This is a genomic window from Janthinobacterium sp. GW822-FHT07H10, assembly GCF_058798675.1.
Genome location: NZ_JBXAKS010000013.1, coordinates 27,031 through 51,977, shown reverse-complemented (window position 1 = coordinate 51,977; position 24,947 = coordinate 27,031). Strand labels below are relative to the sequence as shown.

The 24,947-nt window shown below is 67.5% G+C and carries 9 protein-coding genes; all 9 read right to left on the bottom strand.

Annotation, left to right across the window (positions count from 1 at the left end; translation table 11 throughout):
* Positions 1 to 4: 4 nt before the first annotated feature.
* The 9 genes from AC1RDJ_RS23825 to AC1RDJ_RS23785 all read right to left on the bottom strand — a co-directional run bounded on the left by AC1RDJ_RS23825 (position 5) and on the right by AC1RDJ_RS23785 (position 24,848).
* On the bottom strand, positions 5 to 3,109 hold the full coding sequence (locus AC1RDJ_RS23825) for a DEAD/DEAH box helicase (RefSeq protein ID WP_493028904.1): 3,105 nt from the start codon (positions 3,107 to 3,109) through the stop codon (positions 5 to 7).
* 208 nt (positions 3,110 to 3,317) lie between these two features.
* Positions 3,318 to 3,809, bottom strand: a complete 492-nt coding sequence (locus AC1RDJ_RS23820) for a YbjN domain-containing protein (protein ID WP_493028903.1) — start codon at positions 3,807 to 3,809, stop codon at positions 3,318 to 3,320.
* Between the two features lie 29 nt (positions 3,810 to 3,838).
* Positions 3,839 to 4,528 (bottom strand): hypothetical protein, encoded by a 690-nt coding sequence (locus tag AC1RDJ_RS23815; RefSeq protein WP_493028902.1) that lies wholly within the window; start codon positions 4,526 to 4,528, stop codon positions 3,839 to 3,841.
* Between the two features lie 6 nt (positions 4,529 to 4,534).
* Positions 4,535 to 6,268 carry a putative porin gene (locus AC1RDJ_RS23810; protein ID WP_083412067.1) on the bottom strand — a complete coding sequence of 578 codons (1,734 nt, stop codon included), beginning with the start codon at positions 6,266 to 6,268 and terminating at the stop codon, positions 4,535 to 4,537.
* Between the two features lie 172 nt (positions 6,269 to 6,440).
* Positions 6,441 to 7,157, bottom strand: coding sequence for a hypothetical protein (locus tag AC1RDJ_RS23805; RefSeq protein ID WP_232251005.1), 717 nt, complete (start codon positions 7,155 to 7,157; stop codon positions 6,441 to 6,443).
* Between the two features lie 10 nt (positions 7,158 to 7,167).
* Positions 7,168 to 7,578 carry an ExbD/TolR family protein gene (locus tag AC1RDJ_RS23800; protein ID WP_034753784.1) on the bottom strand — a complete coding sequence of 137 codons (411 nt, stop codon included), beginning with the start codon at positions 7,576 to 7,578 and terminating at the stop codon, positions 7,168 to 7,170.
* Between the two features lie 13 nt (positions 7,579 to 7,591).
* The gene (locus AC1RDJ_RS23795) at positions 7,592 to 9,382 is read right to left on the bottom strand and encodes a DUF2341 domain-containing protein (RefSeq protein WP_071326044.1); all 1,791 of its coding nucleotides are present in this window, start codon (positions 9,380 to 9,382) and stop codon (positions 7,592 to 7,594) included.
* A gap of 56 nt (positions 9,383 to 9,438) precedes the next feature.
* Complete coding sequence (locus AC1RDJ_RS23790) at positions 9,439 to 11,052, bottom strand: ShlB/FhaC/HecB family hemolysin secretion/activation protein (RefSeq protein WP_493028901.1); 1,614 nt, start codon at positions 11,050 to 11,052, stop codon at positions 9,439 to 9,441.
* A gap of 143 nt (positions 11,053 to 11,195) precedes the next feature.
* Positions 11,196 to 24,848 carry a filamentous hemagglutinin family protein gene (locus AC1RDJ_RS23785; protein WP_493028900.1) on the bottom strand — a complete coding sequence of 4,551 codons (13,653 nt, stop codon included), beginning with the start codon at positions 24,846 to 24,848 and terminating at the stop codon, positions 11,196 to 11,198.
* Positions 24,849 to 24,947 lie beyond the last annotated feature (99 nt).

Below are 24,947 nucleotides of genomic sequence, written 5' to 3'. Positions count from 1 at the left end.
CCCTTTAATCTTCCAGCGGGGCAAAAATCTGCTGCAAGTCTTCCTGCGTGAGGGCCATCTTCTGCGCTTCGCCTTCGGCCAGGATCGATTGCGCCAGCTCCGATTTCTTTTGCTGCAGCAGCTGGATTTTTTCTTCCAGCGTGCCCTTGGCGATCAGCTTGTAGACGAACACGGGCTTGTCCTGGCCGATGCGCCAGGCGCGGTCCGTGGCCTGGTTTTCCGCCGCCGGATTCCACCACGGATCGTAGTGGATGACCGTGTCGGCCGCCGTCAGGTTCAGGCCCACGCCGCCCGCCTTCAGGCTGATCAGGAAGATCGGCACGGCGCCCTGCTGGAAGGCCGCCACTTGCGCGCCGCGGTCCTTGGTTTCGCCCGTCAGCAAGGCGTAGGGAATGTCGCGCGATTCCAGTTCTTCCTCGATCAATTCCAGCATGCTGGTAAATTGCGAGAAGACGAGGATCTTGCGCCCTTCGTCGAGCAAGTCTTCCACCATCTGCATCAGGTCGAGCAGCTTGGCCGAGCCGGCCGACTGCTTCTTCGCCGGCAAGGATTTCACCAGGCGCGGGTCGCAACAGACCTGGCGCAGTTTCAGCAGCGCTTCGAGGATGACGATCTGGCTGCGCGCCACGCCCTTCTTGTCGATTTCTTCGCGTACTTTTTGATCCATCGCAAGACGCACGGTTTCATACAGGTCGCGCTGTGGCCCCGTCAATTCCACCTTGCGCACCATTTCCGTCTTCGGCGGCAGTTCCTTGGCCACATTGTCTTTCGTGCGGCGCAGCAGGAAGGGCTTGATGCGGCGGTTCAGCAGCATGCGCCGCAGCGGGTCGTCCTGGCGCTCGATCGGGTGACGGAACTGGGTGTTGAAGGTCTTTTCGTCGCCCAGCAAGCCCGGCAGCAGGAAATGGAATTGCGACCACAGCTCGCCCAGGTGGTTTTCCAGCGGCGTGCCGGACAGGCACAAACGGTGGCGCGCGCGCAGCAGGCCCGCGCTTTGCGCCGCCTTGCTGCGCGTATTCTTGATGTAGTGCGATTCGTCGAGGATGACCAGGTGGAAATCATGCTCGCGCAAGGTTTCCTCGTCGCGCGGCAGCAAGGCGTAGGTGGTCAGCACCAGGTCGCATTGGCCGATCTGGTCGAACTGCTGCGCGCGGTCCTTGCCCTGCAGCAGCAACACCTTCAGGCTGGGCGCGAATTTGGCCGCCTCGTCCTGCCAGTTGCCCATCAAACTCGTCGGTGCGATGACGAGGGCCGGATGCGTCAAACGGCCCGCCTCCTTTTCCACCAGGATATGCGCCAGGGTCTGCACGGTCTTGCCCAGGCCCATGTCATCGGCCAGGATGCCCGCCAGGTCATGGTCGCGCAGGAATTGCATCCACGCCAGGCCGTCGGCCTGGTAATCGCGCAGGGTCGCTTGCAAGCCGGCCGGCGCGGCCACCTTCTGCACGGAACCGAACTGGCTCAGCTTGCGGCCCATGGCGCGCAATTGCTCGCCACCCGTCCAGCGCAATTCCAGCCCGCGCGCCAGCTCTTCCAGGCGCGCCGCGTCCAGGGTCGACATGCGCACGGCACGCTTGATCTTGTCGTTGAAATACAGCTCGCCCAGGGTGTTGAGGATGGGGCGCACCCTGCCCCATGGCAGGGCCACGCGCGTGCCATCGGGCAAGGTCGCCAGCATCTGGTCATCCTCGGCATGCGCCTCGATGACTTTCGGATTGAAATCGTTGGGCGCGTTGCGGATCAGCTGCACCAGCACGGGCAGCAGCGGCACGCGCTCGTGATTGACGACGATGCCCAGTTCCAGCTCGAACCAGGCGTTGCCGCTGTCCGGGTCCTGGTCGTCGATTTCCGCATACCAGTCGTCCACTTCGCTCACGTCATAGCGGTACTTGGCCGTCTTTTCCACGATCCAGCCCTGCTCCAGCAAGGCGTCGATACCGGACTCGGCAAAGCGCAGCCATTCCGCCTGGGAAGGCAGCAGCAGGGCGCCCTTCAAGCCGCTCAAGGGGGCGGCACCGGGCTTCTTGAATTGCAGCTCGGCCAGGGTGGCCAGCGCGCGCGCCTCGTCGTCCGTATTTCTCTGGATAATTTCCGTCACCTCGCCCACCTGGCGCACCACGCGCTGCGAAGGGTCGAACGAGACGCGCTCGCCATCGTAATCGTAGGACAGCACGGTGAAGTCGTGCCAGCGCTGCACGCTGCCATCGGCCAGCATGGCGCTGTCGAGCAACAAGACCGGCTGCGCCGGTACATCCTTGCGCAAGCGCTGCGGCAAGGGCTGCGGCAGCGGCATCAGGTGCTGCAAGCCCTGCGCCAGCAGCAGTTGCGACACGCGCACCTTGTCGTTCGCGTTCAGCGGCGGCGCCTGCGCCACCAGCGCCTGCAAGTCGGCCAGGGAAATGTCGGAGCCGCCCTGGTTCAGTTCCAGCACGCCGCACGACAGGTTGTCGATGTACCACGGCGGATCGGTGGGCAGCATGTAGTCGATCTGGTCGGCGCCATGGTGTTTCGCGCCTTCGGGCGGATCGACTTGCCAGCCCAGGCGCATGGTCTTGCCCTCGTCGCGCCAGAACAGCCGGGCCGGACGCACGGGCCCCTCCTGCAATGGATACACGAGACCATTGCCCACGTCGGCCCAGGAATTGGCCCACAGCAGCTTGTCCTGCTCGGCCAGCATGCCCAGCAGGGCCGCGCCCACCTTGCCCTTCGGCTCCGTGGCGCTGCCCGTCTGCGAATTCTGGCCGCTGCGCATGGCCACGAAGAAGCGCACGAGGTCTTCATCGGCCGGCGTCAGAAAGCTCGGCGGCGCCGACAGCAGCGAAAAGATTTCACTGATGGGCGAGGCTGCCGCCACGTCGCCGTTCGGCCGCAGGCGCGCCTTGTACAGGCACAGGGCCACGTGGCGGCCGCCGCTGGTGGGCGCCAGCACGTAGATCAGGCGATGCTGGTTGAGTTTGGGGTCGGGTTCGGCAATGCTCAGCACGGCCTTCGGATGGGCGGCTGCCTCCACCCGCTGCAGCCAGGTGGCGACGGCATACGGCAAAGGCGCTCCCGGGCTACTTGCCGGGGCAACTGGGGTTTCACTGGTTTCGTCGCGGGTAAAATCCATGGGGCGCATTAGAGTGTAAAGGTCGTATCCAAATCGGCAACAGGCGATATTATCCGCCATACAGGCGTTGCTGGCTTGATTCACACACGCTCTTTGAGCAGTTTTAATGCGCGATGCTTAAAAAATAAGTATTTAATGCGACACTCGGACCCCGCCAGCGGCAAAAATGGCCCGCCAGCGGCCATTTTTGCCGCCTGTGCGGGTTTTATCAGGCCGGCACTGTTTCCTCTTCCACCACGGCAGGCGCCGCCGCTGACGCCGCTACCGACGTGTCGGCTGGCGTAAAGTTGCGTAAAAACAAGAAAAACTGGCCCATCATCTGCGTCCACAATTGCAGATTGATATTCAGGTGCGTTGCGCTGACGCCGCCGGCAACCAGCACATCCATTTCCAGCACAACAAAATCGCCATGCTGGGCCACGCGCGCAAAACGCTTGCTGCGATGCCATTCGGCCAGCAAGCCGGCAGGCAAGTCGCCGCCATGCACGCGCAGGGGGCAGCTCAGGGTCAGGTCGGCGTACTGGCCGGGCGAGGCTTCATTGCCCCACAGCACCTGGAAACCGATGCCGTGGCTGGCGCTGTGCAGGCGCACGACGCCATCGTGCTCGATGCTGGTGACGGCGCAGCCGGCCGCCTTGATGGCGTCGGCCATCTGCTCGGCGTTCAGGGTGGTCAGCAAGTTGCTATTCGTGTGTTCCATCGTCATTCCATTCATTTCAAAAAATAAAGTTATTGGGGGGCAGGCGCGGGGGCGGCCGGCGTTTCAGTTTGACGCGCATCAAAGCGGCCCTGGTACAGCTGGTCGCCATATTGCTGGGCGATTTGCTCCAGCTTGACCCTGCTTTGCGCGGCAAACGGCTGGCGCGCCGCCATCACGCCCAGCACGTCGAGCCCTTCGTATGCGCGCAGGATTTCCTGCCCGGTGACGTACAGCTGGGCATTCTTGCTTTCGCAGCGCGCCAGCACGCCGCGCTGCGCCGCCACTTCGCCGTCGAGACGCAGGCGTTCCGCTTCAATCTGCTTGCTGGTGGCGGCCAGCTGTTCGCTGGCCTGGCGCAACTGCGCCAGGTTGGCGGCCGCCTCTTGCGTGGCGACCGCGCCACGCTGCTGCTCGGCGAGCAGCTTTTCCCGCTGCGCGCGCTCTTGCGCCAGCAGCGCCTGGCTGCGCGCCAATTCCTTTTTCACGCCATCGCTGGCGGGAGCGGCCACCGGCGCGGCTTGGGCGGCAGGGACACCCTTGGCTTTCAGCAATTCCAGTTCGCCCCGCGTCTGCTGCAGCTGCGCCGTGACATTGCGCAACTCGGCCCGCAGGCGCTCTTCCATGCTTTGCCCCTTCTGGCCCTGCGCCTGGGCCGCGCCGCCGGCCAGCACGGCGAGCAACAGCGCGGAGACACGCGTTGTGTTGGATATCAACATCATTACTCCTTAAAAACGCGCATTCAGTTCGATTTGCAGGGTGTCGATCGACAGTGCCGAGCCGAACACTTCGCGGCTCGACGTCCAGCGGCCGTTCAGCCACGTATTCTTGTCGAGCGCATACGCGCCACCCAGGTAGTAGCCGCGCGCATTCGTGCCGCCCAGGTGGAAGGTGGAATCGTTGTAGGCGTCCGGCAAGGCGTCCGGTTCGATGCGCTTGTAGCCCAGCAGCACGTTCCAGTCGCCGCGCGCCGCGGGGCTGGCCTTGCCCAGGGTGGCTTGCAGCATGTAGGCGTTGCCGCCGCTCCTGAAATCGGCTTGCGAAACGCCGCCCGTGCCGCCGAAGTTGTTCATGATGCCGCCCTTGGCGCGCGCCCACATTGCATTCTTGTCATAGGCCATGTTGCGCACATAATCGCCTTCGATGCGCAAGTCCTTGCCACCGGCGACCTTGCTATCCCAGCGCGCATTCAGGTTGGCCAGACGGAACTTCGACGCCAGGCCCACGAATTGCGGCTGCGGCGTATTGGCCGGATCGAGCGGGTTCAGCGCGATATTGCGCAGCAACATCAAGCTGTTGCCCTTTTGCATGCTCGACGGACGCGACCAGTCCGTGCTGCAGCCATCGGCGCCCGCGTACAGCGCGCACGGCTGCGAATACTCGCCGCTGATGTTGCGGAAGTTGTAGTAGGCCAGCGCGCCGCGCAACTGATGGTCGCTATTGATCTTCCACGAGGCGCCCACCTGCGCGCCCAGCAGCCACTTGTTCTCGCTGGCCATCTTGGCCTGGCTGCGGCTCGGCGCATTGTCGGACGAATATTCGAGCGGGATCAGGCCCAGCGTGCCGAAGACGGTGACGTCCTTGGCCGCGCCCACCGGTTGCTGCACCTTGGCGGCGATGCCGTCGAAATTGAGTTCGCTGGAAAACAGCTCGTCGCCCGACACGAACGGGTTGTCGAAGCGGCCCGCCGTCAGGGTCAGCCAGGACGCGGGCTGGTACGACAGCCAGGCCTGGTCGAGCCAGATATTTTTCTTGCCCAGGCCGCCGCCGAGGGTTTGCGTGGTCGATACCGGGCTGTCGTCGTTGCCGCTGGCCAGGCGGATGCCCGCTTGCGTGCTCTCGGAAATATCGGCCAGGATGCCCAGGCGGGCGCGCGCGCGCAGCAGGTTCTTGCGGTCCTGGCGCGTGTTCAGCAGCGAGGGCAGGGCCAGGTTGGTATTCGAATTGACGTCGTAGCCGCTGCCGCCGTTGAGCGAGCGCCAGTCGATCTCGATATTGCTGTTGGCCATGTCGTAATAGCGCGACTCGTAGCGCGCGCGCACATCGCCTTCCATGCGGATGCGCTTGGTCCATGCCGGCGTTTCGTTCGGCGCGGCCCAGCCGCCCGCCTTCGCCTCGGCCAGCACTTGTCCCTTGATCTCGTCGCGGATCTGCTCGCGCACGGTTTGCGAAATGTACGGCACGCGCACGTCGCCCGGCTGCACTTGCGCCAGGGCTGCCGGCGCCGCGGCCGGACGGGCTTGCGCGGCCGCCAGCGCCTCGCTCTGCGCCTGCGCCAGCAGCGCTTCGCCGGCGTCCTTGTTCAGGGCGCCGCTCTGGATCAGGCCACGGATCAACTTGACCATGGTGCTGTCGGCCGGCGCTTGCGCTTGCACCGCGCTGGCCGCCACGCTCAGGGCGAAGGCGGCCAGCGCCAGCGGCAGGCGGCGCATGCGCTGTGGGGAAGAAAATAAGGAATTCATCGCTTCTTTCGGTAAAAAATTAAAATGAATGTCGTAAAGAACGCCTGACAAAACCGTCGCGAGCGGCAGTGCGTTGTGGCTGAGAAGCGCAGCTGTGCGTATGCACGGGGACGCCGAGTCAGCGAGCATCGCAGGCCGCAAATCACAACGCGCAGCAGGTTTGGTCGGGTGTTCACGGCCGGCGGCCTTTGATGGATACGCGGGCCGGGAACCGCAGCGACGCCGGCGGCCGCTCATCGGCGCGGAAATCGCGCACCATGGCCAGCACCAGTTCATCCGTCTGCGCATTGCCCGTGCCCTGCACCAGCAGCACCTTCGTCGTCCTGCCTTCCGTATCGAGCCACAGGTCGACGCGGATGTCGGCAAACGCCAGCTGGCGCGTGCGCGGATCGCGGGCGAAGGCCATCTGCAGCGCATTGGCCACGTAGCGGCCGTACGAGCCCGCGCCGAGGCCGCCGCCACCGCCGCCGCCCGTCATGCCGCCGCCACGCCCGGCCTGGATGCCGAAGGCATCGCTGCCGGCCTGCGCCGCGCCGTCGATGGTGACGGGATCGCCCTTCTCCGGCGACGGGCTTTCCGGCGCGTCGTCCATGGGCTTGTCGGCCGGCGTCGGTTCCGGTTCCGACACTTCCGGCACGACCTTGTCGGGCGTCGGCTCCGGCAGCTTTTCCGGTTCCGGCGGCGGCGGCGGGGGCGGCGGCAGCATCAGCATCGGCGTGGCCGCCACTTCGCGCTTGGTGGCCGCCGTGTCGGACAGCAGATACCAGACCAGCGCGGCCAGCGCGCCGGCCAGCAGCGCGGCGCCGGCCACGCCGCCCCAGCGGCGCCACCACAGCACCGCGCCCGACGGTTCCGAGGCCGCCATCTTCGTCATGTCGTCACGCTTCACCTTGCGCTCCTCATGCCGGCTTGCCGGTCACCAGGCCCACCTGGTTCAGGTCGATGCGGCGCAGCAGGTCGAGCACTTCGACCACTTTCGCGTATTGCACGGCCGCATCGCCGCGCACGATCACGGGAAAATCGGGCGTGAGCGCCTTTTCCGTGCGCAGGCGCTCTTCCAGCTCGGGCAGGGTGACGGGATAGGCGTCGAGGAAGACCTGGCCCGCGTTGTCGATGGTGATGGCCTTGGTCTTCGGTTTTTCCAGCGCCATGGCCGAACTGGCCTTGGGCAGGTCGACCTTGATGCCGGGAATGCTGGCGTTGCTGGTCAAAATGAAGATCACCAGCACCACCAGCAGCACGTCGACGAAGGGCGTGATGTTGATGCCGCCGCTACGCTTGCGGGGGGTAAACTTGGCGGAGGTGGCCATGGTTATGCGCCCCTCACGCCTGTTGCAGCACGGGACGCATCTGGCGTCCGTCGCCCTGCTCTTCCGCCAGGCGCGTGGCGAATTCGTCGACGAAGACGGCCATGTCGGCAACGATGGCGTCCGAACGCGAGGACAGCCAGTTGTAGCCGAACAGGGCGGGAATCGCCACGCCCAGGCCGGCAGCCGTACACAGCAGCGCAGCGGCCATGCCCGGCGCCACCGAGTTGATGTCCACGGCGCCGGCCATGGCGGCCACGACGAACACCAGCATGATGCCGATCACGGTGCCGAACAGGCCCACGTAGGGCGCGCCTTCGATGGTGGTGGAAAGCCAGATCATGCGCTTGGACATGCGCTCGCTTTCGCGCACCATCACGCCATCCATGGCGGCGCGGATGGCGCCGATGGTGGCGTTCGAGACGGCGTTCAAGTCGTAGCCACGGTCATGGCGGCGGCGCATCTCGTCGATGGCCACGTCGTACAGGCGCCACAGCGAGGAATCGGCCTTCACGGAAGCGCCCAGCTTGCCATTGCGCGCCAGGTGGTCGAGCGGCGCGCCGGCCGCTTCGTGGAACGACTGCATGAATTGCGCATTGGCGCGCGAGATGGCGCCATAGCTGCGGCCCTTGCCGATCATGATGATCCACGACAAGACCATCATCAGGCCCAGCACGCCAACGACGATCCACGCGTCGAGCGGCATGGCGGCGATGATGAAGCCGAAATGGCTCTTGCCTGCCTGCTGTTCATCGGCGCCAAACACGGCCAGGCGCGATTCCGAACCTTGCGAGACGGCGTCGGCCAGCAGCAGCGCATCGGCACGGGCCGTGCGCGACAGGCGCAGCTCGTCGATGGCGCCCGTGAAGTTGCCCAGGGTGGCTGCGCCGGAAGCGACCGGCGGCGCATCGGCGCCCACCGAAGCGGCCGTGCCGAACGCCGGCAGGGCCGTGGCCAGCGAGACGGCCGGACGGCCGCCCACATACAGGGCCACGTTGTTCTTCTCCGCCTTGACGGCCAGGTGCGACCATTGCCCCGCCTGGATGGGCTGGCCAGGCTTGCTGCGCTGGCCATTCACCTGCACGAAGGGCACGCCCTGGTCCACGCCGATCAGCAATTCATTGGCGCCGTCGCGGCGCGCATACAGCACTTGCTGCGGGCCCAGGTTGTCGGGACGTACCCAGGCGGAAAAGGTGAACGCTGCGCCGGCGGCCAGCGCCAGCGATGGCGAAGCAGGCAGCATCAGCGGCGTGGTGCCCAGGCGGGCGCCCGTGCCGATGACGGAACCGTCCAGCGCCGGCACGGCCGTCTGGGCATGGTTGCCGTAGGCGGTGCTGTCGCGCGAAGGCACGCCCGGTTCGGCGAAGTGGTACACCAGGCTGTAGTCGGGATCGAAGGTGCGCTGGCCATTGCCGGAGGCGGGCGCCTTCGGATTGCCGTAGTACATCCACAGCTGCTGCGGCGTGCCTGCCGTCAGGGCCGGCACGTCGACCCAGATCAGGGCGATGCCCAGCAGCGGGTTGAATTGCTCGATCTGGTGGTTCAGCACGGTTTTATCGTCGCCGGCCACGAAACGCAGGTCGGCGCCGCTGTCGCTGACGCCCTCGAAGTTGAAATTTCCCGAATGCAAGCGCAGCAGCACCGGGATACGGCCAGGATCGCCGCCCACGGCACCCGCCTTGGGACCGGCATCGATGGTGACGGGTTTGCGGTAAGCCCAGTCAGGTTGCCACCAGGCATGCGCCAGGCCGGGAGCGAGCGTGCCCAGGATCGTGAGCAGGAATAACAGACGTCGAAAACGTTGCATGACAGTGATTCTCCGAAGAAAAGTCTAGAAAAGTGCGGTACGGGTGCGCCGGACCATCAATAACTGGCCGACAGGTTGAAGTTGATGCGCCGCACATGTTTGTGCGTGCGCGGGCCATCGCGCAGCGGATAGGCGAAATCGATGCGGCCATTCAGGTAGCGCAGGAACTGGAAACTGCTGCCCACGCCCACGGAAGCCAGGCCGAACAGGTCTTTCTGCTCGATCATCGGGTCGCGCAGGCGCAGGCGCGCGCCATCGGCAAAGGCAAAGAGGCGCCAGTTTTCCAGGCGGCTGAAATACGTCAGCTGCGGCGTGCGCCATTCGACGGTGCCCGAGACGCCGTAGTCGCCCGTCGCTTCGGCCGACAGATAGCCGCGCACGGAATTGGCGCCGCCGGCGGCCATCTGCTCGCCCGACACGAGCGCCGCGTCGGCCAGCTGGCCCGACATGCGTCCGTGCAGCTGCGCGCCGCTGCCCAGGGTGACGGTGGCGTTGGCATCGCCCTTCAGCACGAGGAAGCTGGGCGAGGCCTTGTAGCGCTTGTTATCGTAGGCGGCGCTGTCGCTGCCGTAGCCGAACGAGGCGCGCGTGCCGGCCACCAGCGACAGGCCCAGGCCGTACGTCGCCGTGTCCGTCTGCGCAAAACCGTTGTAGGCCACGCTGAGCGGCACGTATTTCAATGGAATGCTCGAGCCGGTGCCATTCAGTTTCAGCGCTTCCTGGTTATCCTTGAAGTCGATGCCGGCGGAAAAGCTGTGCCACCAGATGCCGCTGTTGGGCACCGTGTAGTTGACTTTCATGCCCAGCGCATGCCCCTTGCCCAGCACGCTGGTGCCGCCGGTGCTGGCCACGTTGCTGTTCGACTGGTAGCCGGTCGCTTCCACGCTCCAGCCCTGCGTGCCGATGGGCGCCACGTACGAGGCGGACCACACCTTGGTCTGGTTCAGGTCGCCCGGCGTGCCGAAAAAGCTGATGGTGGCGCTGTGCCCGAGCTGCCACAGGTTGTCGTGGCCGACCGACATGCTGGTGCGCAACTTCTTCGTATCGGCGCTGTAATCGTTGTTCAGGCCGACGCTGGCGCGCCACGGGCTGCTGTCGTCGACCTTCAAGTCCACGTCCATGGTGCCGGGCAACGTGCCCTGGCGCACCAGCGGCATCACCTGGCGCTTGGGCCCGCGGTTCAGGGCCGTCAGTTCCACCTGCGCCTGGGTAAAGTCGGGCACCGTGCCTTCCGTCAGGGCCGGCACCTGCTGGCGCACGTCGAGCGGCGAGTTGTATTGCGCGCCCACCACGCGCAGGCGGCCCACTTTCGTTTCGCTCACCTGCAGCACCACGATGCCCTGCTCCACCTGCTGTTCCGGCAAGTCCACGTAGACGGACTGGTAGCCGCGCGCCTGGTACGCCGCCACGAGGGCGTCGCGCGCCCCTTCCACGTCCTTCAGGGTGCGGCCCGGCCCCAGGAACGGCGTCACGGCCTCTTCGATGGCACGGGCGTCGAGCACGGTATTGCCGCGCACCAGGTATTCCTCGATCGTCACCTGGCGTTCCGGCGCGGCGGCCACGGCTGCCTGCGCGCGCGCCAGGCCGGGCAACGCCAGCATGGCCAGGCACAGCATCGTCAAGGCGGTCGCGGGCGCCGCGGGCCTGCCCATCTTTTTCATTTCACGCATCTTCCATTCACCTTAAAATCAAACGGTTGCCCTGTGTTGCGGCGCTGGGCCGGCGGTTTTCCTTGCTGCCGATACTGATCTACTGATGCCTAGACAGCCGCCGCGCGCGGCGACTGTCAAATGTCATCAAATGTTCATAAAACTCACGGCTGCAGGCCGCGCCGCTCGTTTGGCGTCAGCGCCTGCAGCTGCGGCGGCGTCAGCGGACCCGCGCCCAGCACCTGCACCACGCCGGCCGGCTGGTAGGCGGATGCCTGCGGTTCGCCGCCCTGCAGCTTGCCGGCACCGCCCTCGTCCGCCTGCTCGTTGCCAAAGCCCAGCACCTTCACCGTGAACAGCGACGGCAGCGCCTGGCGCGTCGCGGCCCGTTCACGCTGCAGCACCTCCTGCGCCGCGCCCACGGCCTGCGTGGCGGCCGCGCTGGCATTGCTGAGCGCGCCCACGTTCACGGCAGCGATCACCGGCATGCCCGTGGACTTGCCCTGCACCTGGATGTTTTCCGCATTCACCACCTGCAGGGCCGCCAGGTTGACGTTGCCCGAGACGCGGATGCCCGCCTCGCCCGCGTCGATGCTGCCCAGCGGGGCGATCAGGTCGATGTCGCCGGGCGGCACCTCCGGGATCGGGTTCAGGGTGGCGATGCCGGCACCCGTGCTTGGCGTGCTCGGCGACAGGCTGACGAGGCCGATGCTGTCGTAGTTACGGCGCTGCGGCGTGTAGACGACGGTGGACTTGGTGCCGCGGCCCGCATTGATGTCGCCCGTGGCCGACCAGGCCAGGATGTTGCCGCCGAAGGTGGTGAAGATGCGGCTCTGGCCCAGCAGGATGCTGTCTCTCGCATACATCTGGATCTCGCCCGCCCCCTGCGTCAGCACGCCCGAGCCTTCGCCCGGCGCATAGCCGCCATCGACGCCGATCAGCGCGCGGCCGCCCGGCACCGCGATGCCGATATCGCCGCCGAAATCCGTGTGGATGCCGGCATCGTTGACGATCACGTGCGGCACGTTGACGACCGGACGCCCCGCCTCGGCCCACTCCTGCGGACTCAGGTAGCGCACGCCCGCGACCGGCCGCTTGGTATAAATGCCGTCGTAGTCGTTGACCGTATACAGCGCGCTGCTGAACATCGTCAGGTCGCCCTTGTACTCGATCTTCTTGCCCGCCTTGTCCTGGGAGGGAAACAGGGTGGCGATGGCTTCGCGGCCGCGCAGGTAGCTGCCGCGGCGCATGCCGTCCGGATCGTTGTATTCGCGCCCGGCCGCCTTCAGTTCGGCAAAGTAGACATTGCTCAGGTACACCTGCTGCTGTTCCTTCGGCAAGGCGGCAAAGAAGCTGCGCGCATCGGTGGCCGGGTCGTAGCGGATGCCCAGGCCGCTGTCGCCGCCAAAGCGCGTCGTCAGCCAGTTCACCAGGTGCAACTGGCTGACCAGCGCGTATTCGCGCGCCAGGTCGCGCCGCACGCCGCCCGTTTGCGCGCCGGCCTTTTCCAGTTCCGCCTGTTTCGTGCCGAGGAAGGCGGAAGCGCCCGCTTCGTCGCCGCCATAGCCGAACTGGCCGCGCAGCCAGTCGGCCAGGGTCAGCTTGCCGCCGTAGACGTACACGGCGCTGCCGGCCTGGTCGGCCAGCGGGCGGCCCGGGTCGGCCAGCTTGGCCGGGTCCAGGTAACGCGCCGCGAAGGCCGCATAGTCGGGGCCATTGCGGCCCACGCCGGCGGCCACGCTGATGCCGGCGCCATTGCCGCGCTCGCCGGGACCGGTGCCGACGATGGAACCGAGGCTGCGCAATTCGGCCTTGTCGGCCATGTACAGGTCGCGCCCGGCACTCACGTTCAGCTGGCCGGGCCCCGCCACATAGAAGGTGCTGTAGCGGATATCGCGCCCGGCGCTGACGACGGAGATGTCATCGGCATGGCGGTGCACGAACAGATTGCCGCGCGCCGACGAGCTGCCGGTGACGACCGGCTTGTCCGGATAGTCCGGCCGGCCGACAAAGCCCTGGCTGGTCCATCCGGCCGCGCCGTCCGGCACGTCTTCGACGCTGCCGAGCGGCGTGCCCGAATTGACGATGTCGCGCCCGGCGCGCACGGCCACGGCGCCACCGCCCTCGTACCACACGCCCAGCGGACCCGCTTCTCCCTTCAGCGTAGCCCGGTACACGATGCCGCCCGTGCGCAGGCCGACGATGTCGCCGCTGTTGGCATAGAAATGCGCGGGCAGCTGGCCCACGGGCACATAGTCCGACACCGTCGGTGCCGTCATGCTGAACAGCGGATAAGTCTGTGCATCGCCGCCGGCGCCATTGGCATTCCCGGCAAACGACTTCAACGGCGATGGCGCCAGCGCATTCGTGCTGACGTTATGCAAGGGCAACAGGCCGAACCAGACCTTGTCCAGCGCCCCGACGAAGCCCGGATTGAACGGGTTCGGCAAGAGGCGCGGGTCGGCGCCCGATGGCGTGATCGGATAGCCGGCCGCATGGATGGAATCGGCGGCCAGCATTTCCAGCTGGCCCGTGCCCGTCTTGACGAATTGCGGCGCCACCGGCGACGGCGCCAGGATCACGCCGTTTTGCGGCATGTCGACCTTGCCGCCCTCGCCCAACCTGCCCAGGCTGGCATTGCCGTAGTACAAGCTGCCGCTGGCAGCCACGGCGCGCAGCACGGACGGCATGACGAAACGTCCGTCCGAGGGCGCATGGTTGTTGCCCGTCAGCGTATTGATCCAGGCGGACGTCGGCGTCAGGTTGCCGCCGGCGCTGAACAGGTCGATGGCCGTGGCCGGCGTCCACAGCGAGAACCAGCTCCAGCCCTCGCCGGCGCGCTCGACGCCCTGGTAGTTGAACGGCGAACCGTTGCCCAGCTGCTTGACGCGGCCCGCATCGGCCGTGCCGCCCAGCACCAGGTCGCCGCGCGCATCGATGCGCACGCCGCTGTCGCCCGGCACCAGGATCGGGCCGCCGCTGGCAATCGCCGTGCCCGCCGTATAGGTTTCATACGGCCGCGATTCCTTCGGATCGGCACGGTCGAAACGCAGCTCGACGCCGCCCACGGCGCCCGCCTCCATGCGCAGCGCGCCGCGCAGGTTCGTGAAGGTGCTGTTGAGCGTGGGATACTGGCGCTCGAAGCGCGTATCGGCATTCGAGGCATCGCTGTTGCGGTCGAAACTGCGCACCTCGGCAACAGGGTTGAGCCCGCCGCCGATGCGGATATCGAGGTCGCCGCCGCCCGTCAGCAGCAGCTTGCCGTCCGGCGTCACCCTGCCCGTGCTGCCCACGGCCACGTTCAGGCCCTGGCTGCGCGGCTCGTACTCGCCGCCCGGATCCGCGCGCGAGGTCAGCATGCCGGCATCGCCGCCCGCCTGCAGCAGGACATTGCCGCCACCCAGGGTGCCGATGCCCGTAAAGCCCGACACGGCCGGCTGGCCGGCATACAGCTCGCTGCCGTCGGGACGCGCGACATAGGTGCCGAAGTTGATCCACCATGCCGTCGGCACGCCCGCGCCCGTGCTGCCGCTGCCCTGGCGCCACAGCCAGGTGCCGATGTCGCTGGTATCCTGCTGCCGGCTCAGGACGCCGATGGCGTCCTCGCGGCGCTGCGTGGCGGTGCCCACGGTATCGCCCTTGACGTCGCCCTGGGCGCGCAGCAGCAGGTTGCCGCCGTGCTCCGGATACCAGGCGCGGTACAGGCTCTCGCTGCCGCCATCGACGAAGCGCGTCAGCTTGTTGTCCAGGGCGCCGAGCAACTGGCCCTTGGCATTGACGCCGCGCGGCAGGTTGAACAGATCCTTGCCATCGACCAGCGGCGAGGCCGACTGCGTGCCCGCCGTGTAGACGCCGTACAGCGAACGCATGTCGAAATCGCCGGCGGCCAGCAGGTCGAGATCGCCCGTGCCCGTGCGCAGCACGCTGAACAGGGGCTGGCGCGCCGGCTCCACGGTGGTCACCGTCTCGGGTGGCGTGCCGTCGGCAATCTTGACCACCAGATTGGCGTAGTATTCCAGCATGAATTGCTCGCCGCCCCAGTCATCGACGTTGACCTCGCCTTCCGGAAATCCCATCTCGATGGCTTCTGCGCTGTAGATATATTTGCCCGGCAAGCCCGTGCCCGGCTTGATCGACGTCCTTTCCCCCATGCCGTAATGCGTATCGGCCAGCATCAGATGCGCGTCCTTCGCATGCGGCCGCAGCGCGCGCGTGTCGGCCGCGGCCGTATCGGCGCCACCCACCAGGCGCAGCGACCACGCTTGCGAACCCTGGGCCAGCATGGGCGCCAGCGCCAGGTTGCGGCCCTGGCCACCCGTGCCGCCCACTGGGCGCAGCGCCACCATGGCCGCGTCGTCAGGCAGCTTGACCATGGTGCCGGCGGGCAGCACGCTGCCCTTGTCCAGCGCCAGCGCGGAAGCCAGCACCACGCCGTTGACGGGATTCCATTCATCGCCCAGGTCCCACGGCTTGCCTTCCGGGAAGGGCAAAGCCACATTCGCGGGCCACACCATGGCCGCCACCTTGGCCGCGCCAGGCAGGCGCAGGCCGGGATCGAGCTGCATGCCGCTCGATAAGGTCAGCGCCTTCTGCAAGACCGTGCCGGCCGCGTACAGCACGCTGCCATCGGCGTTGCGCACAGCGCCGCCCAGCACGCTACCGGCCGGCAAGTTCAACTCCGCCGTCAAGGTGGCGCGCGCCGCCAGCAAGGTGCCGCCGCGCAACTGCATCGGCTTCATCGGCACGGCGAAATTGAGGCTCGTGCCCGATTTGAAATACGTGTCCTCGGCCAGGGTCACCAGGCCCCCTTGCGGCACGACGACATCGCCGCCCCACGGCAGGCGGCCCTTCACCAGTTGCCAGCCCTGGTCGTCCGACGTGACGGGCAAGCTGCGGGTATCGAAGCCATCCGTGATGCTGCCAAAGACGCTGAGCTTGCCGCCGGCGCGCACGACCAGCGCGCCCGCCTCGCCCGAGCCGTACACGCCACTCAGGCGCGCCAGCGGATTGACGCCGTCGTAGCGGTGGCCGGACAGGTCGATGTCGCCATCGATATGCAGGTCGCCGTCCGGCGTGGCGCTGACGATCTCGACGCCGGGACGCAAATGGAAGGCGTTGGCGTCGCCGCGCAAGCCGCGCAGCTTGCTGTTCATCAAGTTGCCGTTCGCCAGCGCGTGTCGCATGAAATCCTGGCTGTCCGCGTGCTTCTCGTCCAGGTAAGCCTGGTCGATGCTCTGGTAGTTGCGGCCGTCCGCATCCTTGCCGGCGCCGGCCGGTGCATCCTTGTATTGCCAGAAGGCGTTCACGTGGATGTTGCGCGCGCCGGCGATGTTCAGCACGCCGGCCGCATCGATGTCGATATCGTCGCCCGTGGCGCCGCCCAGGCGGCGCGCGTTCAAGTCGATGCTGCCGTAGTTGCCGCCTTGCGCTGCCTCGCCGCTGCGCAGGTCGAACCGCGCGCCACCTTCCAGGGTCAGGCGTCCGCCAGCCGACGCGAGTTCGATCACGGCGCGGTTCGGCGCCTCGATCGCCTGTCCGTAGCTGTCCGTGCGCAGCACCGTGCCATGCGCGTCGAGCACGGCGCCGGACTGGATGGTGACGCCGTCGCGGCCGGCCAGGCGGATGCTGCCCACCTGTTCGCCGCTGGCGTCGATGCGGCCGTTCACCGTCAGCGCGCCGCCATCGACGGACACGCTCACTTCGCGCGCCTTGACCTCGTCGCCGATAACCAGGTCGCCCTGCTTGAGCTGGAAGCTGCGGCTGCCGTACACCTTGCCCGTGTTCATGCGCTGGTTCAGGCCGGCGAAGTCGCCGATCCGCTGGGCGCGGATCTCCGCGCCGCCGGCCGCGTACGGCACCAGGGTGCCGCCCGCGTCATAACGGCCGCTGGCGCCGCCCAGCAAGCTGCCGCGCAAGTCGGCCGTGCCCGCCGCGTCGCCCGTGGCGATCACGCTCAGCTTGCCGGCGCGGTTGTTCACGGCCGACAGGTCGATCACGGAGGCGGCCGCCTGGCGCACGTCGCCTGCGCGGCTGTCGAGGATCACGTCGCCGCCCCAGCTGTATTTGCTGGTGTCGTAGAAATCGATCTTGCGGCCCGCCAGGTCCAGCTTGGCCTTATCGCCCAGCAGCACATCGCGCTCGGCCGACAGCGTCAATTTTCCGCTTGGCAAGACCACCGACGTATCCACGCTGACATTGTTGCCGCTGAGTGCCACTTCGGCGCCCAGGGCGCCGGCCAGCGCCGCATTCGTCGGCGTGGCGGCGGCAGCGCCTGCCGGCACGCTCACCTTCAGGTCGCCGCCCGCCGTGATGCGGTTGATGGAACCGGCCGCGCCCGTCAGCAGCGGCGTGTTGATCACGACGTCGCCGCCGCTATAGCGGTAGCCATTGATGGCCGTGTCCCACGCGCCCTGCGACTGGTAGACGGACAGGCTGCCCTTGTTGTTCGCCGTGACCTGCTCGCTGGCGTTCAGCACCACCTGGCCGAAGCCCAGTATCAAACGGTCGAGGTTATGGATGGTGTCGGGACGGCTGTCCGGCGTGAAGCCGAACTCGATGCGCTTGGCATCGACCTGCAGGCGGCCGCTGCCCGTGCCGGGGCCCGCCGTGACGACGGCGCCGGGCGCATTCGTCGCCCCCTGCCACACGAGGGTGTCCGTGTGGATGCGCGCCAGCGCATCCGCGCCGCCATAGCCGTAGATGGCGGGCGTATTGAGCACCAGGCGCGACAGCGACGACTTGCCCGTGGCCGCATCGATGGTCGACAGCTGCGTCGAGTCATAGAAGTTGAAGGAATTGCGCGCCGTCAAGCCCAGGCTTTCCAGTGCCGGTGCGCCCGTGCTGGTATCGCCGCGCAGCAGGCGGTCGAGCACGCCCTGGTTCAGCGCCAGGCCATCGGGCAGGGCGCCACGGGCGCTGGCGTCCGCCAGCGAGGCTTCGCTGCCGATATTGATCGAGCCCATCGCCAGCACCAGGTTGCGCGTGCCGTAGCGCACGTTGTCGCGCAGGGTAAACGCGCGCTCCGTCACGGCGGCGATGGTGCCTTCCGAATACAGCGCGGTGCTGCCGCCGCAAACGCCATTGACCTTGGCGCAGGCGCCGATGTCGATGATGCCGGGGCCATACGATTCGGACGGCGCGCGCGCGGCCGGCAGCATGTCCAGCCAGCCGTTCGAGACGGCCAGCACGCTGCCCATCGGCTGGTAGACATAGCCGTCGCGCGAGTCCCAGGCCGCCTTGCCACGGCCCAGCGTATTGATGCCGGAACCCTGCTCGAGGATGATGCCGTCGTTTTTTTTCGTCGTCACCAGGAACACTTCGGCCGCCTTCAGCACGGCGCCGTCGCGCAGCACGATGCCGCCCGCCGATTCGTTGATGGCGGCGATATTCGCACGCTGGTTGCTGCCCGTGGCGAAATCGCTGTAAGTCACGCGCGGCAAGCCGCCGATGCCCACGCGCTGGGCGCCAAAGGCGTTGATCTGCGAAGCGTGCACGGAGACGCCATCGAAGTCGGCCAGCGCCGACGTGCCGTCGGCCAGCACTTGATAGCGGGTCGACGCATGGCCGCCCGTCCCCAGCAGCAGGGAGCCGCCAAAGCCGCCCTCGGCCGGCGCGTACAGGGCGCTGCCATCCATCATCAATGGCGTATGGTTATCCTCGACGCCGTGCAGGGACGGGGCGATCAGCTGCAGCCGCACGGCCTTGGCGTCGCGTTCGAGCATGGCGCGCGGCACGCCGTCGCGCGTGGCTTGCGCCATGGCAAAGGCGGCATAGCCCGTTTCATTGTATTGCGAATAGCTGCGCAGCACGTCGGCCGGCGTCAGGATGACCTGGCCCGGCACGGCGTCGCGGATGGCCGTGCCGGCGATGCCCGTCTGCGCCGCCGTGGCATACGAACCGTTGCGCATGGTCACCGTGCCGCCCGCCTCGACGGCGCCGGCCAGGCCATTTAATTCCACACGGAAAGCGCCCGGCAGCAGGGCGAAATTCGATGGCAGCAGCGTGTAGGTGCCGGCCGCCAGGCCGGGCACGCCCGCGCCTATGGTGATCTGGCGTCCCACGGCCGGCTTGCCCGCGCCCTGCTCGGCCATCAGCGGCGCCACGTCCGGCTGCACGCCGGGAATGATGGCGTACACGGGGTTGGTATTCAGGCCGGGCAAGGTAAAGCCGCCGTTCGGCTTCATCTGCACCAGCGGATTGAAGCGCGCATCGGTGGAGCCGCCCCGTCCTGCCAGGAAGGCCGCGCCCGTCAAGGTGCCGCCGCCCGACAGGTCGAGCACGGCGCCGGCTTGCACATCGACGGCGGCGCCCGTCAAGGCGATCTCGGGGCCGTTGCCCACGCCCTTGAACACGACGTCGTTGCCGTCATACAGGTAGCTGAGGCCATCGAGCGTGCCGCCGTACGGCATGGTCAAGCCTTTCGCACTGACGGAGGTGATACTGCCCGGCAGCAGGTTGACATGGCCCGTATAGGCTTCATAGCCTTCGGCGCCCAAGTTGATCTGCCCCAGCGGTGCGCGCAGCACGCCGCGCTGGTTGATCGTGGGCGCAACCAGGCTCAGACTGCCAAAGACGGAAAAAGGTTGATTCGGCGTCGCACTGCCGGCGCTGCGCTCGATATTCAGGGTGCGCAGCGGATCGAGCGTGACGCGCACGATGCCGTATTCGTCGACGCGGCTGCTCTGGCCCACGGTGACCATGCCGCTGTCGCCCGTGGCCGGGTAGATTTGCGCCGCGGCCAGGGTGGCATTGCCCGGCTGGTACAGGGCGGCGTTGTTCGACAGACGCATATCGCCACGGCTGTTGAGGGTCAGCTGTTCGAAGGCATCGCGTTCGACCGCCAGCGGCTTGCCGCTGCTCTGCACGATCTCGCCGCGCGTGCCCATGTTGACCTCGCCCACGAGATCGAACATGCCCGCGTCGATCTGCAGCAGGGACGCGTCGGCCACCAGCGGCACGCCCAGCATGCCGCGCCCTTTGCCCAGGTTTTTCGACCCCTTGACGGCATTGGGCACGATGAAGTTATCCTTTTGCGCGCGCGTGGCCGTTCCCAGCCGCACATACGGCGCCGCCAGGTGCACCTGGCTGGCAAGGCTGTGCAGCTTCTCCTGGCCATCCGCCTCCGGCTGCTGCGGCTGCTGCGCCAGGCCCAGCGACGTGGCGCTCAGGCGCAGGCTCTGGCCCAGCGCCAGGTTGACGTCGCCATCCATGCTGAGCATGCCGTTGACATGCAGCGCCAGGTTGTCGAAACCGCCGGCCTGCACGCGGTCGGCTCCCAGGCGCGCACTGCCGTAACGCAAGGCCTCGTCCTGCTGGCCGGCGCGCAAGTCGGCCGGCAAGGCGCTGTCGCCCTGTACCTGGGCCAGCACGAATTCGCGCGGCACCCGCACCACATTGTCGACGGCGCCGCCTTGCAGCGTCTGGCGGTCCACCTGGCCATAATTGGGCGCATCCAGCGCCAGCGCCAGGGTACCGCCGGCCGCGCCGGCGCCACGGGCCGCCGCGCGCAACGTGCCGTCGGCAAAGATGCCGTTATACGAACTGAGGGAAATCAAACCGCCGCTGCCGGCCACGTTGACGGCGCCCTGGTTCGGCAAGTCGAGGGTGGCGGCCGCGCCGCTGGCGTCGAGCAGGGCGCCCGGACGCACGACGACAAAGGCGTCGGCCGCGTCGACGCTGGCTGCGTCGGCCTTGTAGCGGGCGCCGATTTCGATGCTGCCGCCCTTGTCGGCGCGGCCATAGCGGCCGCCGCGCATGTCGGTGGCGACGATGGCGCGGCCGGCCACGTCGAGCACGGCATGTTCGCCGATCCAGATCGAGGTGGCTTGTCCCTTGCCGTTCGGCACATCCGCATCGCTGCCCGTGCCAAACGTCCCCGGCAGCACGGCGATCTTGCCGCCCCAGGCGTCGAGCCGGCCGTCGATGCTGACCTGGCCATTGCCCGTCAGGCCGATCTGGCGGCCCGGATCGACCTTGATGACGGCGCCTTCCTGCACCGCCAGGCTCCCCTTCACGTACGGGCTGCCGGCCGTCAGCGCCAGGTCGGCGCCGGCACGCTGCGTCAAACGGCCCTTGCGCGCATCTTCCTGGTACAGCTCCGGCGTCCACACTTCCAGCGCGGCGCCCGGATCGGTGCCGCCCGCCACCGTATGGCCGGTGGCGGGATTGAAGCGCAGCACGGGCATCGTGACGTCGATATGCGCATCCTTCACCACCACGACGCCGTCGCGGCCCGTGACGGCGTAGTCGGCAAAGCCGCTCTGGAACAGGCTGGCATCGAGCGCCAGCAAGGGCTGGACGGCAACGTCGCGCCCCAGCGCAATACCGGACGGCAGCAGCTGGCCACGCGGCGCGACCAGCGCTTCGGCAGCGATGCTGCCGGCCGCATACTGCGTCGTCATCGGCAGGATGGGCAAGCCGTTCGGGAAGGCCGCCGCCGAGACGGCGAAGCCGGTATTCAAGCCGTTGATCGACGTCAACACGCTACCGGCGGGAACGATGCTGCCGCTGCCGAGATACGTCGTGCCGTTGACGACGACCTGCGCGCCCTGCGGCACCACCATGGCGGCCCCCAGGACCAGCGGTTTCTGCGCCGACACGTCCACCGTCACGGCTTGGCTCAAGGTCTGGCCCGGCTTGATGAGGCTGGTGCTGAGCGCGAAATCGAAGGGGATCTTCTCGCCCTTGGCAATCGGGAATGCATCGACGAGGCGCAGGCCGACGGGGGCGCTGGCGCCCGCCTGCAGCACGTCGCCGCCGTCGAACAGCCTGCCGCCGAGGCTGACGGCGACGCCGCTGTCGATCACCAGGCGACCGCCGCCCTTCACGCCATGGCCGCGCAGCTCGCCATCGAGCTTGAGCAAGGCGCCCGTCGGCGTTTTTTCGCGCGGCAAATCGACGGCCAGGGTGATGTCGCCGCCACGGCCGCCCTGCAGGCTGCCATTGCTCATCAGGGCGGCGCCGGACGAAACGTCGATGACGCTGCCACCGGCGAGTTCGATGCCGCCGGAGCTCTTCAGGCTGACCTTGCCGCCATTCACATACGGCAAACCGCTGCTGGCGGCCGGGTCCAGTTCCAGGTTGCTCCACACGCCGCGCGCGTCGAGGCGCACGCCGGGCGCCACGCGCACGCCGGCCGGGCCCGCTGGGCGGCTGTCCGGCGACACGGGCACATCCATCCACACGGCGCCCGCGTTGGCCAGGTAGCGCGACACCATATTGCCGGCAGAGATGCTGCCGCTGCGCGCACTGACGTTGGCCTTGATGGCCACGTCGGTGGCGTGCAGGGCGATGTCGCCGCCATCGGCCACGCGCACGTCGGCGTTGACGTCGAGCTTGTCGTAGGCATGGATAGTCAGCGCGCCCAGTTCCAGCCCGTTGAGCCAGTCCGCGTCGAGCTGCAGGCTGGCGCGGCGCGCGGCCGGCAAGGCCTCGTCCAGCAGCTGGCCATCGGCGATGGCGGCCACCTTGCCGATCTCGACCTTTTCCAGCACGGCTTGCGGGCTGTCGCGCAACTGGCCCGCCTTCGTATCGAAGACGGGCGTCATTTTGCCGACGATCAATTGACCGGCGCGTGCCGCCGATGTCTGCGCCTGCCGGTAGCCATCCATGCCTTCATCGCGCTTGCGCTGCTGGCGCTCACCCTGGAACACGGCCGTGTCGATATCGCCTTCCAGCACGGCCGCGCCCGTGGAAACGATCAGACGGCCCGCATCGCGGCCCACCGTATAGCCGTTTTCCAGGCGTTCGCGCGGGCCGATCAAGGCATTCGCATGGGTTTCCGTCGTGTTCGCGCCCCAGCGCGCATGCGTGCTTTCATGGCCGCGGTACAGGCCCGTGTACAGATTGTCGCCGGGGGCAGTGCTCAGTTTGTACATCGCGCCATCGGCGCCCTTCAGCCACGTCTGCTTGACCATGCCCGTCTGCACGTCCAGCGAACCGCCGGCGATGTTGATGCGCGAGCCGGCCTGCGTCACGACTTCGCCGCCGCCGAAGGCCACGGTGCCGCCCTGGGCCGCCCATTCGCCGATGCCGTGGCCGCTCGTATTGAGGTAGCCGCTCACTTCCAGCAAGCCGCCGGCCGTGTACCAGCGGTCCGTGGCGTAGCCGTTGGTGCCGGCCGGCACCAGCACCAGGTCGCGGCGGTCGACCCACACATCGCTGTTGTTCAGGTACTTGGCGTCGCGGCTGCCGGGCGCGTCGCGCTGCTCGTTGCCCTGCACGTTGATCAGCACATTGTTGCTGCTCATGGCGACCTTCACGCCGACGGCGCCGGAAACGTCGATGGCGGCGTCGCGCGCCACATGGCTGCGGCGGGCCGCATCGACCAGCACCTGGCCGCCCGTGGCCAGGGTCAGCGAATCGCCTTCGAACTCGACGTTGCCAGCCGAAGCGATGCGCACCAGCGACTGGTCGCGCCGGTCCGCGATGCCTTCCGTGCTCTTGCCCGCATCTTTCAGCAGGGCATCGCGCTGCACGTCGAGCGCCGTGGCGCCGTTGTCGTCGATGACGATGGCGCTGACGCTGCCGCGCGCCAGGGTGACGTCGGCGTTCTCGCCCGCCGCCGCCAGGTGGATGGTGCCGCGTCCGTTGACATTCGTGCTCGACAGCAATACGCCATCCTGGCGCACGCGATTGCCGCTCAGCGTGATGTCGCCGCTGGCCGACTCGATCACGCCGTTGTTGACGACGGTGCCGGCGCTGCTGCCGGCCGTGCGCAGCATCTCGACTTCATTGCCGCGCGTGCTCGAATACTGGTTCTTGTCCGTGCCCATGCCCTGGCGCACGACGATGGCGTCGCCGGCCGCCAGGGTCGTCTGGCCATTCGGCGTGGTGATGGCGCCCGCATTCTCGACGGCACGCCCGGCCAGCAGCACATAGCCGCCGCCTTCCGTCACCGTTTGCGGCTTGCGCGTGTCGATGCGCGCGCCGGCGGCGACGACGACGTCAGCCTCGGCCTTGCCATGCGTAAAGGCATTCTGGCCCAGCACCAAGTCATTCGCGAAGGTCGGCACGGCGCCCGCGCCCTGCGCCTTGCCGTACAGGCCGCTCTTGAACTGGCTGTCGCTCATGCCCATGGCGGCGGCGGCCAGGTTGCGCGTATCGACCTGGCTGCTGCCCGTAAACACGATGCCATTGCGGTTGACGATCATCACCGTGCCGTCGGCCTTGATCTGGCCCTGGATCTGGCTCGGGCGCGCCAGCGGATCATTGACGCGGTTCAATACGGACCAGTTCGATTTCTGGTCGAATTGCAAGGTGGTGTTCTTGCCGACGTTAAAGCTTTCCCAGTTCAGTATCGCCTTGTCGTCCGTCTGCACGACCTTCACGACGCTCTTGCCGTCGGCCTGGGTCTGCACGGGCGCCTGGGCATTGAGCCAGCCCGCCGTCAGGCTGTTGCTGTCGACCTGCAAGCCGCCCTTGACCAGGCCGTCCGGTGCGCCGCCGGCCGCCAGCGCGGCCTGGCGCGCGGCGGCCTGCACCGCCTGCTCGGCGGCGATGCCGCGCGCAGCCAGCAAGAGGTTGTTCAACGATTGCTGCAGCTTGCCTTCCGCCTTCTGCTGCTGGGCCTGGGGATTGTTCAGCAAGGCGGCCGGCTGGCCATTCGGCAAGCGTCCCGTGGCGGTGGCCGCGCCCTGCTGCGCACCCTTGCCGGCGAACCAGGCGCCGCTGAACGGCTGCTGCGCCTGCGCGCCACCCGCCTGCAGCAGCATGGCGATCGCCAGTGCCAGCGGTTTCAATCGCACCGGGTGCTGCTTCTGGCGGTCCGCCGTGGCGGAGGAGGATGCGTGTTTCGTGACCGACTTGCTTCGCTGCATGGCGACATTCCCTTTTCATGTTCCGTTGCTGACCGATATCGCGAGTCGGCGCGCGGCACGCACGGGGGCGGGCGGCAGGCACTGTTTCGCGGCTTCCAG